Here is a 14,940-nt window from a genome sequence, read left to right as displayed (position 1 = left end):
CGGACCGCTCCCGCAGGCGACGGTCATCCGGGGTACGCTTCCGGATCACGGGGCCAGCGGCTCCAGGTCGCGGTGGAACCGCCGTCCGTCGCGCGCGCGGCGGGTCAGGGCGTGGTCCTCGCCGAGCAGCCGGGCCAGTTCGGTCACCGATTCCGCGCGTATCCGTACCGCCTCCTCCCCGCGGCCCATCGCCTCCAGGCTGACCGCCATGTTGGCGGCGCTCGCCAGGGTCTCCGGGTGATGCGCCCCGAGCGCCTCGCGCAGCCGCATCACGGCAGTCCGCTCCAGCTCCAGGGCGCCCTCGGGATCACCCTGCCCGGCATGGGCGTTGGCCAGGTTGAGGTGGGCTAAGACGGTATGCGGATGGTTGTCGCCCAGCACCTCGCGCATGCACCGGATCGTCTGCCGCAGCATCGTCCCGGCCGTCTCGGCCGCCCCCGTGACCTCGTGGAAGACCGCCAGGTTGTTCACCGCGGCCAGTGTGTACGGGTGCCGTTCACCCGGCACCTTCATGTACTCGTCCACCACCTCCTGCGCCAGGTCCCGTGCCCCGCCCGGGTCCCCGGTCGCGAACAGGTCCGAGGCCAGGTTGAGCTCGCAGAACAGCAGGTCGGGGGTGACGGAGGTGTACTTGGCCCGGTAGCGGGCCCGGGTGGCCGTGGTCAGCCGGAAGGCGTCCTCCAGCCGGCCGGCCCGGCGCAGCGACACGGCCAGGTTCTTCGCGGCCGACAGGGTGCCGGGGAACCCCGGGCCCAGCTGCCGCATGTAGATCTCGTACGTCCGGCTCAGCAACTGCACCGAATCCTCGTACCGGCCCACCTCGCGCAGGTCGCGCGCCAGGTTCTGTGCCGAGGACAGCGTGTGCGGGTGGTCCGTGCCCAGGACCTCGGTACGCCGGTCGAAGACCTCCTGGTCGATCTCCCTGGACCTTGCGTACTGCCCCACCATCCGCAGGTTCAGCGCCAGGTCGTTCGCGGCGGCCAGGGTACACGGGTGCGTCTCGTGGAAGATGGCGGCGAAGCCCTCGTACGCGGCCTTCGCCAGGTCCATCGCCTCGCCGTACCGGCCGAGTGCGCCCAGGTCCATCGCCAGACCGCTGGTCGTCATGTATGTGTGCGGGTGCGAGGTGCCGAGCACGCTGCGCTGCTGCCCCAGCGTGACCTCGTCCAGCTCCTTCGCCTCCACGAACCGGCCTTGTGAGCGCAGGATGTTGGAGAGGTTGAAGCACAGGTACAGGTACTGGAGGTCGTCTGTGCCGAGGGTCTCCTTCCACGCCTCGCGCAGTTCCTCGCCAAGGGCGTACGCGGCCTTGAAGTCACCGCGCTTCCAGAGGTAGCGGACCCGGTCGATCATCAGCCGGCGGGTCTCCGGCTCCCGGCACAGCCGGGCTCCGGACGGCGACAGGTGCGGCCAGACCGTGTTGAACCGGGGCCAGGTCTCCGGGTTGTCGATCGGCTCGTCGTCGTCCGGCCGGGCCCCGGCCAGGATCCGGTGCACCGCGTGCCGGGCCTCCCGCTGCTCCTCCTCGGACAGCTGCGCCCTGATCACCGCCTGCACCAGCCGGTGCACCTGGATGCTGTTGCTGGCCTGGTCCACCTTGGCCAGCGCGAACCGGCCGATCTCCCGGATCACCCGGCCCAGCACCAGCTTCTCCTGGAGCGAGGAGTCGTACGGCTTGAGCGCGTCAATCATCTCCTTGCTGTAGAGGAGGTTCGCCGAGACCGGCTCCGGCCCGCAGAAGGCGAGCAGTTGCAGCAGCCGTACGGCGGCGGGCGAGCGGGACCGGAGCCGCTCGATGGACACGTTCCAGGTCGCGGCGACCGGATCCGCGTAGCCGGGCGGCTGGTTCAGCCCCAGCACGCGGGCGGTCTGCCGGCCCAGCTGGTCCAGGTACGCGGCCGCCGGAGTCGCCGTCTCCGAGATCCAGGCGCCCGCCTGCTCGACCGCGAGCGGCAGGTCGCCCACCGCGACGGCCACCTGCTCGGCGTCGTCCTTGGTCAGGCCGGGGGCCCGGCGCTGGAGGTGCTCGATGGACTCCTCGCGCAGGAACACGTCCACCGGGAGCGCGTCCCCGTACTGCGACCAGGACTGGTTGCGGGAGGTCACCAGCACGTGGCCCGGGCCGCCCGGCGGGAAGAACCGCTTGAGTGTCTCGGGGTCGTCGGCGTTGTCGAAGACCAGCAGCCACCGCGAGGTGGGAACCCCGCGCCGCAGCAGGTCGATCGCTTCCTGCGACGCCGCCGACATGTCCTCGCCGGTCTGCGCGCCCAGCCGTACGGACAGCTCCGCGAGGGCCGCGACCACGTCGTCGGTCTGCTCCGAGGAGATCCACCACACCAGGTCGTAGTCCGCCATGAACCGGTGGACGTACTCCAGCGCCACCTGGGTCTTGCCGACGCCGCCGAGCCCGTACAGGGTCTGCGGCTGCGGCAGCACCACCGCCATCCCGCTGCCGAGCTGGTCGCGCATCCGTTCCAGCACGATGCTGCGGCCGGTGAACCCGGGGTTGCGCGGCGGCGCGTTCCAGATTTTCGGCACGGTCCCCGGGAAGCGGGGGCCGGGAGGGGAGGCGCTGGCGACGCTGTCCGGCAGCGCCATCGGCCGCTCCACCGCGCGCAGCAGGGCGGTGGTGGCGTGCACCTCGTCGAGCCGGAAGAGGTCCACCGGGTTGCGGTCGATGTACGGCGTGGACAGGCGGACGTCGCCCACCCGCAGCGGCACCAGCTGCCGCCGGCCCCCGCTCGGGTCCTCGGCGGCAGCCCGCTCCCAGACGTCCACCGCCCGGGCCGACTTGAGGTAGGCGCTGGAGAGCAGCACCACGGTCCGGGCGGCGGTGTCGACGCTGATGCCCGCGCTCAGCGTGTCGCCGGGGGCGGTGCCCGGGGCGCGCTCGGCGGAGACGTCCTTGGGGACGACGCGGAACCCGGCCCGGGTGAGCACCGACTCGATCCAGTCGGCCCACATCCGGTTCTCGGCGACGTAGGAGAGGAACAGGTCGGCGGGCAGCGCCGGGCGCCGCCGGGTGAACGCGTCGCGTATCCGCAGCCGGACCTCCTCGCCGATGGCCGGCATGGAGGTGATCCCGCCCTCGGTGACCACGGCGGTGAGCCGCTCGAAGGCGGACAGCAACGAGTTGGTCAGCCCCGCCTCGTCCCCGAAGGTGGCCAGGGTCTCCTCGTAGGCGTAGTACGGCCGGTACGGGATCTCCACCGCGCCCCAGTACGAGGTGAGCTCGTCGCCCACGAGGCCGTTGGGGAAGCTGTCGAACTTGATCCGCGCGAGCGCGCGGCCCGCGTCGGCCTTCTCCTTCTCGCCCTCGTCGATGCGCATCGGGACCGGGTAGATCTTGATGCCGCGGTCGTTGAACCGCTCGTCGATCTGGCGGGCGACGGAGGCGGCGCCGTCGATGGACTGGTCGGAGAGGGTGAAGCAGTCCACCAGGGCGTCGGGGAGGTGCACGGTGCAGATGTCGGCGATGTCGGAGAGCCCCGTGCGGCTGTCGATCAGGACGTAGTCGTAGTTCCGCTTCATGTCCGCGCGTAAGGCATCGAAGAAGAGGCCGCCGCCGAGCCGGTCGTAGAAGCTGTCCCAGTCGAAGGTGGAGACGGTCGCCGAGTACTCGCGGTTCTGCCGGCCCGCCGAGACGAAGTCGAGCGTGCCGCCGTCGGGGAACTCCCAGCCCAGGGTCTCGGGGGTGAGGGAGACCGCGTGCGGCTGGATGCGCGCGTAGTCCTTGTGCCAGTCGTCGGCGCGCTGCGCCGGGCTGGTCGCCGCCCAGGCGTACTCGCTGATCAGGTCGATGACCCCGGTGGTGGCTCCGAGCGTGGCGGGGTCGAGGAAGGGGTGGAAGTACCGGTGCAGGCCCGGGGCCTCCAGGTCCCAGTCCACGGCGAGCACCCGCTTGCCGTTGGCGGCGAGGATCCAGGCGGTGTTGGCCAGCGCCATGGTGCGCCCCGCGCCGCCCTTGTAGGAATAGAAGGTGACGATACGTCCGTCTCGGCTCCCGCGACTCACTGTCATCCGCTCCCCCCGGTCGGTGCCCTCCCCAGATCTTTGTGCCCACGGGGGCCGGGTGTAGGCGTCGGGCGGCCGGGCGGCCTGCGGCTCACCGGCGGGCGGGCGCTCCGAGCGCCCGCCGGGTCCCCGATGTCCCGCGACCCGCGCAGGACTTACAGGCAGCCGGACAGGACGGCCGCAGCCGGTTTCCCGAGGCGTGTGCACGGGGCCGGGCCGCGGACGTGGCCGCCGCCGGGTTCGGCTTCGGCCCGGGCCCCGGCCGCGAGCGCCGCGCTGACCAGGGTGGCCAACAGGTCGATGTCGGACCCGATGTCCAGGCGCAGCGTCACCCACTCGGATCCGGCCCGCAGGCGGATCGCGGACGACCCGGCGAGAGCCGGCCGAAGCTTCGTGATCATCGCGTGGCTCAGGTGGACATCGGCTTCGTGATCGCCGTGAAAGTGAACGATCTCCCGCAGACCCGCGTTCAGCCCGAACCCCGCGCCGCAAAGGGCCGGGCCTTCGCTCAGGGCAGACCAACGCATCAGCTGTTCACTGGCGAGTCTAGCTGTGTTCATCCCCCGAGCGTGCCCCCCTCCCGACCGACACCACAAGGCCCTTGACCGAATCACACGCTCCGGTATTCGCGGGCAGAGCGTAAACCCCCCGGTAGGTGAACACTGTTCGGCATAAGCGGTGGCAGGAGGCCGGGCCCTGCCGATGGCGGGGTCCAGGTCGAACGGCCGGATCAGCTGCCGCCAGGGGCTTCTCCGTCATCGCCCGAGGACGGTGCGTGTTCGTCGCCCTCGGCTTCGTCGAGCTCGCGCATCCGGCGTTCGACGCCTTCCTTCGGGCTCTCCCCCTCCGGCGGCTCGTCGGCCGCCGGTGCCGGTCCCGGGGCATCGGCCCCCGGCCGGTGGATCTTCTGGCGGATTCTGTCCGCGCGAGCCTTGCGCTGCTGGGCGTCATCGCTCACGACGGCCTCCTTGATGGTCGGGCCGGGGGCCGCATGCGGTGGCGGCCACCGTCACTTCCCCTTGCCCTTGCCCTTCGCCTTTCCCTTCCACGCTTTTGCCGCGGGGTTCGCGACCTTGAGGCCCTCGATCTGGACGCGCCATGCTGCGGCCCGGGCGCCGGTGGACTCCTTGGCCCGCGCCGTAAGTGCCTTCGCGGTGCGGTAGCGCTCGGAGGTCGGACCGCTGCGGGCGAGGCGGCTGACCGTCTTGGTCTTGGCGTCGATGGCCGCACGGAGACTTCCGCTGCCGGTCAGGCGCCCCAGGTTGCGGAACTTCGGTTCGTCGCCCTCGAACCAGGTCTGCTGCCACCACTCGTCCGACACCGGTTCGCGCCAGCTGATGTATCCGCCGGGCAGTACCTTCCTGGGTTCCTTGATGTGACCGCCGAAGCTGTAGCGGGCACCGTCGACGAGAACCGGGTCGTAGAACCTCGGGGTGAAGAAGTCCGAGACGAGCAGGCCGTTGATGGTGTAGCCGAACTCCTCGGCCTCCGAGGGGTCGGAGACCTCCACCAGGAACTCGACCATTCCCTGGTCCTCTTTCGGAGACTTGCCGGACACCAGACGATTCCCGAAGGGATCGGCGCACATCTCCAGCATCTCGTGGCTCGCCGTCAGTGACCAGCTGTCGCCGAACTCGATCAGGGAGAACGGCTGTCCGTTCTCGTCCGTGTGGAATCCCGCCGCGTCGGGCACGTCGTCGACCACGATCAGCGGCCAGTACCCGACGGGCACGTCCTCCAGTCTGTCGAAGGCGTCCACGGTTGCGTTGACGTCCCAGATCGGCCCGAAGTCGCGGGTCGCCTGTTTCTGCAGGGCAGCGGCCACCCGGGTGAGCTGCGAGGGGGAGATCTGGTTGGTCTGGGTCTCTGATACGAGGGCGAGCTGGACGATCAGCATGGGCGTGCCGACCTTTCGTTCGGTGACAGCGGCGGCTGCCGGACGCCACGAGCTTCACCAACGGGCGGTCCGATCATGCGCCTCTGCGTCCAGACGTGCGCATATGCCAGTCGAACGGTGGACACACATCCACCACCTGCCGCCGTGCGCCGCCTCGGGGCCGCCACACGCATAATCGTTTCTTCGATTCAGGCCAGCCAGATCGGGTTGGTCAGCGCCGCCGGGGGTCCCGGCAGGGGTGGGATCTGGGGTGGACGGCGGACCTCCGCGCGGACGTAGGTCGTACGGGAGGCCGTGGTGCGCCACTCCAGGGAGGCGGCCGCCGGAGCCGTGAAGGCCACGCCCTGGTCGGTGATCAGCCTCAGGTCACATCCCTCGGCTCCGGCAACGCTCAGCCGGATCAGGATCTCCATGTCGTCCGGGACCTGGATCCGTTCACCGATCCCGGCGTGCGCCCCGCGTGCGGTCATCGCGTCGAACGCCACGGAGACGGCGGCGGATTCGGCGGCGTAGCTGTGGCCGGACCGCAGCCCGGCCAGGATCGCCTCGCGCGACAGGTCGTCGGCCAGGACCACCGTCTGCGGTGTGCCCACCCGGTCCGGATCCCGGTGGTAGTCGCTGGAGGCGATGGCCGGGAGCCACCGCTCACCGCCGCCGCGCAGGGTCGCGTCCCACGATGCGAGGGCGACCTCGTCGTCCGGGGTCCAGGGTCCGTTCCACACCTCCACCGCGTCGGCTTCACCGAAGCCGAACTTCCAGGCGCAGCCTATGCACGTGGCGTGCGGGTGGGCGGGGACGACCAGTCCTCCGGCCTGGTGTATCGCGTGTGCGAAACGACCGAATCGGTGGTCGCGTTCCCGGTAGCGCCAGTCCACGAAGGTGCCCGGTGCGGTACCTACCGCGAGGACGTGGCCGGTGCGGGTGGTGACCTCCTCGCCGGTCAGTACGAGCAGTCCGGGCGCGGCCTCGGCGGCCGGGCCCCACACCGCGTGCGCCGAGTGGGTGTTGTGGTCCGAGGAGTTGATGAAGTCCAGGCCCGCCGCCCGTGCGAGGTCGGCGAGTTCGGCGGGGGTGCGCCGGCCGTCGGAGTGCACGGAGTGCAGGTGGCAGTCGCCGCGGTACCAGGCCCGGCCGCGGCCCCGGGCCCGCTGCGGCGGGTGGGCGGGAACCGCGGGCGGGGCGGGGTCGCCGGAGGTGAAGGTGGCGGTGATCTCGTAAGGGAGGCCGCCGGGGGCCACCGTGTACGGGCCGAGCGCCAGGTACCACCGGCCCGGCTCTATCGGGCCGGGCAGGTAGCCCGGGGTGGCGTCGTCCGTGCGGAGGAAGAACTCCTTGCGCGCACCGCCGGACCAGCCCCGGAAGCCGCGGCCCCCGAGCGAGGTCCCTCTCTGGTCGAAGATGCCTATGTCGAGTGCGTTACCGGGGGTGCCCGGCGGCACGGACGGCTTGTCGTACGTGTAGGAGATGCGTAACTCGACGAGGTCTGGCGGGACTTCCAGGGGGACGTACACCCAGTCCGGGGCGCCGGGCGCGATCGTGCCGCGCAGGGTGCGGGCGGCCGTGTTCTGGCCGGTGGGGATGAGGGGGCCGGCGGCCGCGGCCGCTCCGGTTGCCAGCAGTTCTCGTCTACTGATAGCCATCCGGCAACGGTGACAGCCGCGGGTGAACGGGGCCTGAAGCCCGGACGGCCGCCCGGGCCGCGCGGGGTGTCCCGCCCGGCCCGGACACCGTTCACGGATAGCTGACCAGATCGGCCACGTTGGTGGACGAGTTGGAGGGTCCTCCCCTGTCGTTGATGACGTGCCGGATGGTGCCGGTGCCGCCGAGCGAGACCGTCACCATGCTCCGCAAGCGCACGTCGGGATGGACCGGGACCTCGAAGGCGCGCTCCGCGGTCACGCCGGGGTTGACGTTGAAGAAGCAGTAGCTGCCGAGTCCGAAGCCCTGATGGCTGGTCACGTTGTCGGCGACCTTGTACGCGGCGTAGCCCTGCGTGGAGCCGTTCATCCAGGCTGCCTGGTCCGGCGGGTCGTACGGCATCTCGTTCTGGTAGAAGTACGTGCGCCCGCCGTTGCCGTTCCACACGGTCTGGTGCTTCTGGTAGTGCTCGACGAACAGTCCGTACATGGTCACGTTGTCGCCGTTGACCACGAGTCCCGTGTCCGCCGTGTTGCTGTTCCAGCCGATGCCGCTGCCGTGGTCGCCGCGCCAGATCCACATGTGGTCGCCGATGACGTCGTCGCTGTTGACGACGAGGCTGGTGGTCGCCTTGCCCACGGCGGCTCCGCCGACGCGGAAGAAGACGTCGTGCAGGGAGGTGGGGTTCGCCGAGTGGCCGGCGGCGGAGCCGGCCGGGCCGACCTCCATCAGCGTCTTCGAGTTGGCGGGACCGGCGTCGAAAAGCAGGCCCGCCACCTTCACGCCGTCGACGTCGGCGACCGTCATGGCGGTGACACCGTTGTCCGGAATGAAGGTCGCGAGGCCGAGACCGAGGACGACGGTGTCCGGCCGGGTCACCCGAAGGGGCTGGTCCAGGTGGTAGACACCGGGGGTGACCAGCAGGTTCTTGCCCTCGGCCAGGGCAGCGTTGATCTGTGCGGCACTCGCCCCGGACTTGACGACGAAGAACTGGTCCATGCCGAGCGAGGTGCCCGCCGCGTTCCCGTTCGCCCACGTGGTGGCGGAGGAGTCGGCGCGCAGCGAGGGCACGAACACCCTGTAGGCGCCCGCGCCGTCCACGTACAGGAAGGGCTTCTCGCGGACCTTGGGGGTCTGGTTCACCGTGGTGTACGGCGGGTTGGGGAAGCTGTTGCCCGGCACGCCCTGGCTGCCCACGAAGACCATGTTCCAGTTGGCGCCGTTCCAGCTGCCGAGCTGGGAGTTGCGGGTCAGCCACTGCTGCTGGGTCCCTGACCGCACCTGGCCGTCGATCTTGCTGTCGGCCATGAATCCGCCGCTGGCCCAGCCTCCGTCGTCCAGCGCGAGGTTGCCGCGGACGTGCATGCGCCGGTAAGGCGCGGCCTGGGACACCGCCCACCGGTCGGTTCCGCCGGCCGGGTTCACCGACAGGTTCTCGGCGCCGCGCCAGAAATTCTGGGTGGCGTTGTTCGGCGGGAACCAGTCGGCCTCGACGTGCACGGCGCCGTTGACGGTGACCGAGTCGGGCGACTGGCCGAGGCCGAGGACCTGGGTGTAGAAGCCGACGTTGACGTCGTTGCTGTACGTACCCGGCTTGAACATCACCGCGTAGCGCTGGGGGCCGAACTGGTTGGTCTCCTGCTGCTGGAAGATCGAGTCCAGCCGGCTCTGGATCGTGGAGGAAGGCATCGACGGGTCGAAGACGACGACGTTCGGGCCGAGATCGACGTCGCCGGGCCCGGTGCTCACCGGTGCGACCTGAAAGCGCTGGGCCGCCGTGCCGTTGCAGGTGTACTGCACCAGCTGGACGCTGTCGGCGGTCGAGGCTGCGGGCACGTCCAGACACTTGCCGCTGTGCCGGCTGACGAAGTGGTAGGCGCCGCCGCCCTCTTCGACGGCCCGCCACTGCTGGTTGTCGCCGCCACCGTACGTCCACAGGTGCAAGGCCGCGTTGTCCGCCGTGGACGTGTTGCTCACGTCGACCACCTGGCTGACATCGTTGCGGTTGCCGATACGGACGAAGCCGTCGCCAGCCGGCGTGAAACTCCACTGCTGCGCGGCGCTGTTGTTGCAGGCGTACTGCTGTACCGCCGTACCGTTCGCGGTCGCTGCCGAGCGCGCGTCGAGGCACTTGCCGCTGCCGGCGTTCACCACGGTGGACCAGCCCGTGGGCAGGGCGGCGGCCGCCCCGGCCGATGCCTGCGCAGTGGCCGCCTGGGTGGGCTGGACGGCGGTGAGGACCGAGGCGGCCGAGGCCGCGGCCACGAAGGCCGTGACCCATGGCCCGGCGATCCGGGTCATGGGGTCACCGTCCACTTCTGGTTGGCGGCTCCCGTGCAGGTCCAGATCTGCAGCCGGGTGCCGTTGGCCGAGCTGTTGCCCGCGGCGTCGAGGCACTTGTTCGCCTGTGGGTTGACGATGTCGCGTGCTGCCGGAACGGCCCATTGCTGGGCGGCCGTTCCGTTGCAGTCCCACAGCTGGACCTTCGTACCGTCGGCCGTGCCGCCCGATGCCACGTCCAGGCACTTGCCGAGCGCGCGGATCGTTCCGTCGCCGGCGAGACTCCACCGCTGGGCGGCCGTTCCGTTGCAGTCGTAGAGCTGTACGGGCGTCCCGTTGGCGGTGGCGGCCCCCGCCACGTCCACGCACTTGCCGCCGATCCCGGTGATGGCGCCACCGGGCCGGCCGCTGTCGGTGGTGACCCGGACGTAGTCGACCAGCAGCTGCTGCGGGAAGGCGGTGCTGCCGTCGGGGTCGCCGGGCCAGTAGCCGCCGACCGCGAGGTTGAGGATCAGGAAGAACGGCTTGTTGAAGACCCACTGGCGCCCGCCGAGGTCGGCGGGGGTGCGCCGCTGGTACACGGCGCCGTCCACGGACCAGGTGATCGCGTCCTGGCTCCACTCGACGGCGAAGGTGTGGAAGGCGTCGGCGAACGCCTGCCCGCCGGGCAGGGTGTAGCCCGCGCCGATACCGCCGGAGCCGGAGTACCCGGGGCCGTGCAGGGTGCCGTGGACCGTGGACGGCTCGAATCCCACGTTCTCCATGACATCGATCTCGCCCGAGGCGGGCCATCCGACCTGGCCTATGTCATCGCCCAGCATCCAGAAGGCGGGCCACATTCCCTGCCCGCGCGGAATCTTCATCCGGGCCTCGACGCGGCCGTACTTCGCGGTGAACCTGCCGGCCGTGTTCAGGCGGGCGGACGTGTACTCGCACTTTCCGTACCAGCACTGGTAGTTGCCCGGATTTTCCCGACGGGCGGTGACGACGAGATGGCCCTGGCCGTCGAGGGCGGCGTTGCGGTTGCCCTGGGTGTAGTACTGCCGCTCGTGGTTGTTGACGTTGTCGCCCGTCTCGATCTGCCACTTCGCCCCGTCGACGGCGGCGCCCGCGGGCCCGTCGAACTCGTCGGAGAACGTGACGGCGGCCGCCGGTGCGGGGGCGTTCTGCGCGGGCGAGCCCTGCGCCAGGCCGGTGGACAGCGACACGAGGGCGAGAACCGGGACAAGGGACAGGAGGGAGCGCCGGGTTAAGCGCGGGAAGTCCATGAATCTCCCTTCCTCGGCATGCACATGACAGGCCTGCACGCCAGGGTTCGAGGGGGGGTGGGCACTTAGTTCATTACATGATTTAAGAAGTGAACAAATTCTCTGTCAAGGGTCGGTGCATGGCTCACATTCGTGAACGCTCAAGAAGGGACGGAAAGCCGCGGGACGTCACGGGAAGCCGGGCTCCGAGCTACGCGCCAACGCCATCGCGGCGGCTGACAGACCGTCCGGGGCGGGCGCAGGGGTGAAGACGTATCCATCATGACAGGTCAGACGGCGTTTTCGTAGGACGAAGGGCACAGCCGAATGCCCTTGTTTGGGCACCGGTGCGGCTTTCAGAATCACCCTCATGAATCACACGGCGCACATCAATCACGACGCGGTACTGCGGGCCCGGGTGGCCCTCCTCGGATCGGAGACGCTGCCGGTCCGGCAGCAGGTCGCAGCCTTTCGCGTTCTCGTCCAGGTGAGCCCGTTGGCGTATCTTCCCCTCCTGACGGAAGCTCTGTACGAATACAGCCGCCAGGAGTTCGCCCATCAGCCCGGCACGGCGCTGGCCCTGCGGGCCGAGTCCGTCGCCGCCGCGCGGCGCATGCACGCGCTGGAGCCCGAGCGGGCGCCGCTGCTCCTCACCGCGTTGATCCACTACGCTGAGCAGCTGAGCCTCATGGGCCGCCACGACGAACTCGCGGCCGTGAAGGCGGAGATCACCCTCCTCGGAAAGGCTGACCCGCATGCACGCTGATCCCGTCGGCCAAGCGCGACGTCTCGCCCATGGCCGTTTCCCCGACGCGCTGTCCGTGATCCTCGCCGGATCGACGGCTGCCGGACGGGCGACACCCGGCAGCGACCTGGACATCGCCGTGCTCATCGGGGACGGTGGCGAAACCGGCCGGGAGACCGTCCGGTTCGAGGGACGTGTCGCCGAGCTGTTCTTCCACACCCGCGCCGGTCTCGCGGAGCTCTTCGCCGCGGACGTCGCCGCACGCCGTGCGGTCATGCAGAGCATGTACGCCACCGGCATCGTCCTGCTCGACACGGACGGTGAGGCCGGGCGGGCCCGGGCGCTGGCCGAAGCGGACCTCCACCAGGGTCCGCCGGCGCTGGACCAGCAGACGGTCGAGACCAAGAGGTACGGGCTGACGGACGCGCTGGACGACCTCGCCGACGCGGACGACCGCTTGGAGCGTCTCGCGGTGGCCGGGTTCGTCCTGGGCTCTGCGGCCGATCTTCTCTTCGACCACCACCGTGCGTGGACCGGCGGCGGGAAGTGGCTGCCGCGGCGCCTTCTGGAGGCGGACGCGCGACGCGGGGCCGCCCTGCTCGAAGGGCACCTGTCCCTGTGCGAGTCGGGCGACCCGTCACTCATGACCGGTGCTGCGTCGGAGGTCCTCGACCTCGTCGGCGGACCGTTGCGCGAGGGCTACCGCCGGACCTGGCGCGGCGTCATCGAATCGGTGGCCGCGTCGGCCTGACGCCGACGGACTCCGCGGCCCGGGAGACCCGGGCAGCCGCCCCGCTCGTCCGCGACGCGGACGAGCGGGGCGGCTGCGGCTACTTCTTGACCTCGTTGATGCAGAGCACGAACTGCTTGCCCGAGCTCCGGCGGGAGCCTCGGGTCTGCTCGTGGTAGCCGATGTCCGACTTCCCCTCGCACTTGGAGGTGTCCAGCGTGTCGGGGATCACCGCGACCACCTTGTACGTGGCGTCGGCGCCCCCGCACTTCACTACCTGAAGGTCAGGAGTGACCGTGGACCCGTTGTTCTTGAGGCAGTCCCCGACCTTCGCCTTGTCGGCGTCGTCCCGGCTCAGGAAGTAACCCACCGCGCAGGCGATGAGAGCGAGCACGACACCGATGATCTTGAGGATCTTCATGAAACCCAGGCCCCCGCTCCGCGAGGGCGGCGGTACGGGCGCGGGCCCGCCCCACTGCTGAGGCTGCATCGGCATCTGCTGCTGGGGCGGGTACATCTGCTGCTGCTGGTATCCGGGCGGCGGCCCCGGCTGGGGCGGGTACCCCTGCGGCGGCTGCTGTCCGTACGGGCCGGGCTGGCCGTACGGACCAGGGCCTTGCTGCGGCGGATAAGTCATCTAGGAGTCCCCCGTGGGCGTGTACATGTCCTATTGAGGGGATCACGCTATATCAACGGGCCGCCGCCACCCGCACCGGCGGCGGCGCGGAGAGCCTGCGCCCCGACGGAGCCCCGCCGCTCAGCACCGCCACGGCCTTCGCCGCGCGCGTCAGGCCCGGGAGCCGCTGCCGAGCCGGTCGCGCTGGACCTGGCAGCCGAGGGCGCGGCGCACGGACGCCGATGCGGTGGCGGCCGCCTTCGAGGGGACGTCCAGGCCACGGCTGATCTCGTCGTACGCCTCCCGGTAGCCGCGGGGGAGCTCCGCACGGTGCAGCCGCAGGTCCTCTTCGACGAGCCGCCGCAGGTCGTCGACGTTCTGGGGCGTGAAGCGCCTGCGCCCCCGGGCGATGGCGTTCAGGTACGAGATGCAGTGCGCGGTGCCGGGGAAGGACTCGGAGATCTCCTCGGCAAGGCCCCACAGACGCCCTTCGAGCCATGGGGTGTCGCGTTGGTCGAGGGACAACTCCATCGGGGGCTCCGGGTCGCCCGTCCTGCACTTCGCCACCTGCTTGGACACGGCGGGCTGACTCATCCCGGCGAGCCGGGCGATCTTGTCCTGGGTCCAGCCGAAGCCGGCGAACAGCTTGATCATCTCGGACCGCAGCGCCCGCATCTCCTCGCCCGCGCGGATGATGTCGTTCATTGCGGCGAGCATCCGCCCGGCCTGTTCCTCGGTCAGCGCCTCCGGGTTCCGGGGCGCGCTCTCTTCTCCTGCCACACCTCGGTTGTACACCCGCACACGCCACCACCACTACCAGGTTGTACAACCTGGTTATAGGTAGCCTGACCTGGTCGTTCATTTTCAATATCCCTTGCCCCACCGACGCCGCGACTGGCACCATCCACGCCATGCCCACCTTCACCGCGCACGACGGAACCCTGCTCGCCTATCGCGTACTCGGAGACGGCGATCCGGTCGTCTGCGTCCCCGGAGGTCCCGCGGACTCCCGCTATCTCGGCGACCTCGGCGGTCTGTCCGGACATCGCCGGCTGATCGTCCCGGACCTTCGCGGCACCGGCCGGTCGGCGGTTCCCGAAGACGCCTCCTCCTACCGCTGCGACCGCCTCGCGGAGGACCTCGAGGCCCTGCGGGAACACCTCGGACTCCCCGTGATGGACCTGCTCGCCCACTCCGCCGGCGCGAACATCGCGACGCAGTACACGGCCCGCCGTCCGGGATACGTCCGCAGACTCGCCCTGATCACCCCCGGCGCCCGGGCCGTCGGCATCCCGGTCACCGCAGAGACGCGACGCGCGCTCGCGCGGCTCCGGCGAGGCGAGCCGTGGTTCCCCTCGGCTTTCGCCGCCCTGGAGGCGATCACCGACGGTACGGGCAGCGACTGGGAGGCCATCGCCCCCTTCTTCTACGGCCGCTGGGACGCTCCGGCCGAACGGCACCACGCGGCCGGTCGGCCGGACAACATGGAGGCCGTCGCCCTGTTCGCGGCCGAGGGGGCCTTCGACCCGGAGGGCACGCGTGCGGCGCTCGCCGCCTGCGAGGTCCCGGTCCTGCTGCTCGCCGGGGAGTTCGACCTGAACAGTCCCCCTCCGACGGTCACCGAGTTCGGCTCGCTGTTCCCCGACTCCACGCTCGTCGTGCAGCCGGGAGCGGGTCACTACCCCTGGCTCGACGACGCCGGCCGGTTCGTGGCGGTCACCTCGGCGTTCCTGGGCCTGGGCGGCTGAAACCCGGTCAGGCCACGCCGGCGCG

General features: G+C 70.5%; 12 protein-coding genes. 3 read left to right on the top strand and 9 right to left on the bottom strand.

What is annotated here, in order from left to right; translation table 11 throughout:
- Positions 1-45: 45 nt before the first annotated feature.
- The 7 genes from fxsT to OG429_RS35985 all read right to left on the bottom strand — a co-directional run bounded on the left by fxsT (position 46) and on the right by OG429_RS35985 (position 11,097).
- Positions 46-4,020: an FxSxx-COOH system tetratricopeptide repeat protein gene (gene fxsT, locus OG429_RS36015; RefSeq protein ID WP_443051294.1), complete on the bottom strand. Its 3,975-nt coding sequence runs from the start codon at positions 4,018-4,020 to the stop codon at positions 46-48.
- Between the two features lie 149 nt (positions 4,021-4,169).
- Positions 4,170-4,541 (bottom strand): luciferase domain-containing protein, encoded by a 372-nt coding sequence (locus OG429_RS36010; RefSeq protein WP_443051320.1) that lies wholly within the window; start codon positions 4,539-4,541, stop codon positions 4,170-4,172.
- 203 nt (positions 4,542-4,744) lie between these two features.
- Positions 4,745-4,972, bottom strand: a complete 228-nt coding sequence (locus tag OG429_RS36005; protein ID WP_328929451.1) for a hypothetical protein — start codon at positions 4,970-4,972, stop codon at positions 4,745-4,747.
- A 51-nt stretch (positions 4,973-5,023) separates the two neighbouring features.
- On the bottom strand, positions 5,024-5,911 hold the full coding sequence (locus tag OG429_RS36000) for a hypothetical protein (RefSeq protein ID WP_328929450.1): 888 nt from the start codon (positions 5,909-5,911) through the stop codon (positions 5,024-5,026).
- Between the two features lie 188 nt (positions 5,912-6,099).
- The gene (locus OG429_RS35995; RefSeq protein WP_328929449.1) at positions 6,100-7,551 is read right to left on the bottom strand and encodes a CehA/McbA family metallohydrolase; all 1,452 of its coding nucleotides are present in this window, start codon (positions 7,549-7,551) and stop codon (positions 6,100-6,102) included.
- A 91-nt stretch (positions 7,552-7,642) separates the two neighbouring features.
- Positions 7,643-9,850 carry an RICIN domain-containing protein gene (locus OG429_RS35990; RefSeq protein ID WP_328929448.1) on the bottom strand — a complete coding sequence of 736 codons (2,208 nt, stop codon included), beginning with the start codon at positions 9,848-9,850 and terminating at the stop codon, positions 7,643-7,645.
- Positions 9,847-11,097, bottom strand: a complete 1,251-nt coding sequence (locus OG429_RS35985) for a ricin-type beta-trefoil lectin domain protein (RefSeq protein ID WP_328929447.1) — start codon at positions 11,095-11,097, stop codon at positions 9,847-9,849. The genes OG429_RS35990 and OG429_RS35985 overlap by 4 nt, the downstream gene beginning before the upstream one ends.
- A 349-nt stretch (positions 11,098-11,446) precedes the next feature.
- Here OG429_RS35985 and OG429_RS35980 point away from each other — a divergent pair, with 349 nt between their 5' ends.
- Together OG429_RS35980 and OG429_RS35975 are read left to right on the top strand one after the other, a co-directional pair.
- The gene (locus OG429_RS35980) at positions 11,447-11,842 is read left to right on the top strand and encodes a hypothetical protein (RefSeq protein WP_328929446.1); all 396 of its coding nucleotides are present in this window, start codon (positions 11,447-11,449) and stop codon (positions 11,840-11,842) included.
- Positions 11,832-12,572, top strand: coding sequence for a nucleotidyltransferase domain-containing protein (locus OG429_RS35975; RefSeq protein WP_328929445.1), 741 nt, complete (start codon positions 11,832-11,834; stop codon positions 12,570-12,572). Before OG429_RS35980 ends, OG429_RS35975 begins: the two co-directional genes overlap by 11 nt.
- A gap of 79 nt (positions 12,573-12,651) precedes the next feature.
- Here OG429_RS35975 and OG429_RS35970 read toward each other — a convergent pair whose 3' ends face one another.
- On the bottom strand, positions 12,652-13,188 hold the full coding sequence (locus OG429_RS35970; RefSeq protein WP_328929444.1) for an LppU/SCO3897 family protein: 537 nt from the start codon (positions 13,186-13,188) through the stop codon (positions 12,652-12,654).
- Positions 13,189-13,338: 150 nt separating this feature from the next.
- Entirely contained in the window at positions 13,339-13,947 is a 609-nt protein-coding gene (locus OG429_RS35965; protein WP_328929443.1) for a sigma-70 family RNA polymerase sigma factor, read from the bottom strand.
- Between the two features lie 131 nt (positions 13,948-14,078).
- Between OG429_RS35965 and OG429_RS35960 the strand changes: the two genes are divergently transcribed.
- A complete protein-coding gene (locus tag OG429_RS35960; RefSeq protein ID WP_328929442.1) occupies positions 14,079-14,915 on the top strand; it encodes an alpha/beta fold hydrolase in 837 nt (278 codons plus the stop codon).
- Positions 14,916-14,940: the final 25 nt, after the last annotated feature.

The organism is Streptomyces sp. NBC_00190 (assembly GCF_036203305.1).
Taxonomy (GTDB): domain Bacteria; phylum Actinomycetota; class Actinomycetes; order Streptomycetales; family Streptomycetaceae; genus Streptomyces.
Note: the sequence above shows the minus strand (reverse complement) of the source record. Positions and strands in the feature narration are given on the sequence as shown.

What these genes read in the sequence shown, in the direction of transcription:
- fxsT (WP_443051294.1), bottom strand. Translation starts at nt 4,020, where the DNA reads ATGACAGTGAGTCGCGGGAGCCGAGACGGACGTATCGTCACCTTCTAT.
- OG429_RS36010 (WP_443051320.1), bottom strand. Translation starts at nt 4,541, where the DNA reads ATGCGTTGGTCTGCCCTGAGCGAAGGCCCGGCCCTTTGCGGCGCGGGG.
- OG429_RS36000 (WP_328929450.1), bottom strand. Translation starts at nt 5,911, where the DNA reads ATGCTGATCGTCCAGCTCGCCCTCGTATCAGAGACCCAGACCAACCAG.
- OG429_RS35995 (WP_328929449.1), bottom strand. Translation starts at nt 7,551, where the DNA reads ATGGCTATCAGTAGACGAGAACTGCTGGCAACCGGAGCGGCCGCGGCC.
- OG429_RS35990 (WP_328929448.1), bottom strand. Translation starts at nt 9,850, where the DNA reads ATGACCCGGATCGCCGGGCCATGGGTCACGGCCTTCGTGGCCGCGGCC.
- OG429_RS35985 (WP_328929447.1), bottom strand. Translation starts at nt 11,097, where the DNA reads ATGGACTTCCCGCGCTTAACCCGGCGCTCCCTCCTGTCCCTTGTCCCG.
- OG429_RS35980 (WP_328929446.1), top strand. Translation starts at nt 11,447, where the DNA reads ATGAATCACACGGCGCACATCAATCACGACGCGGTACTGCGGGCCCGG.
- OG429_RS35975 (WP_328929445.1), top strand. Translation starts at nt 11,832, where the DNA reads ATGCACGCTGATCCCGTCGGCCAAGCGCGACGTCTCGCCCATGGCCGT.
- OG429_RS35970 (WP_328929444.1), bottom strand. Translation starts at nt 13,188, where the DNA reads ATGACTTATCCGCCGCAGCAAGGCCCTGGTCCGTACGGCCAGCCCGGC.
- OG429_RS35960 (WP_328929442.1), top strand. Translation starts at nt 14,079, where the DNA reads ATGCCCACCTTCACCGCGCACGACGGAACCCTGCTCGCCTATCGCGTA.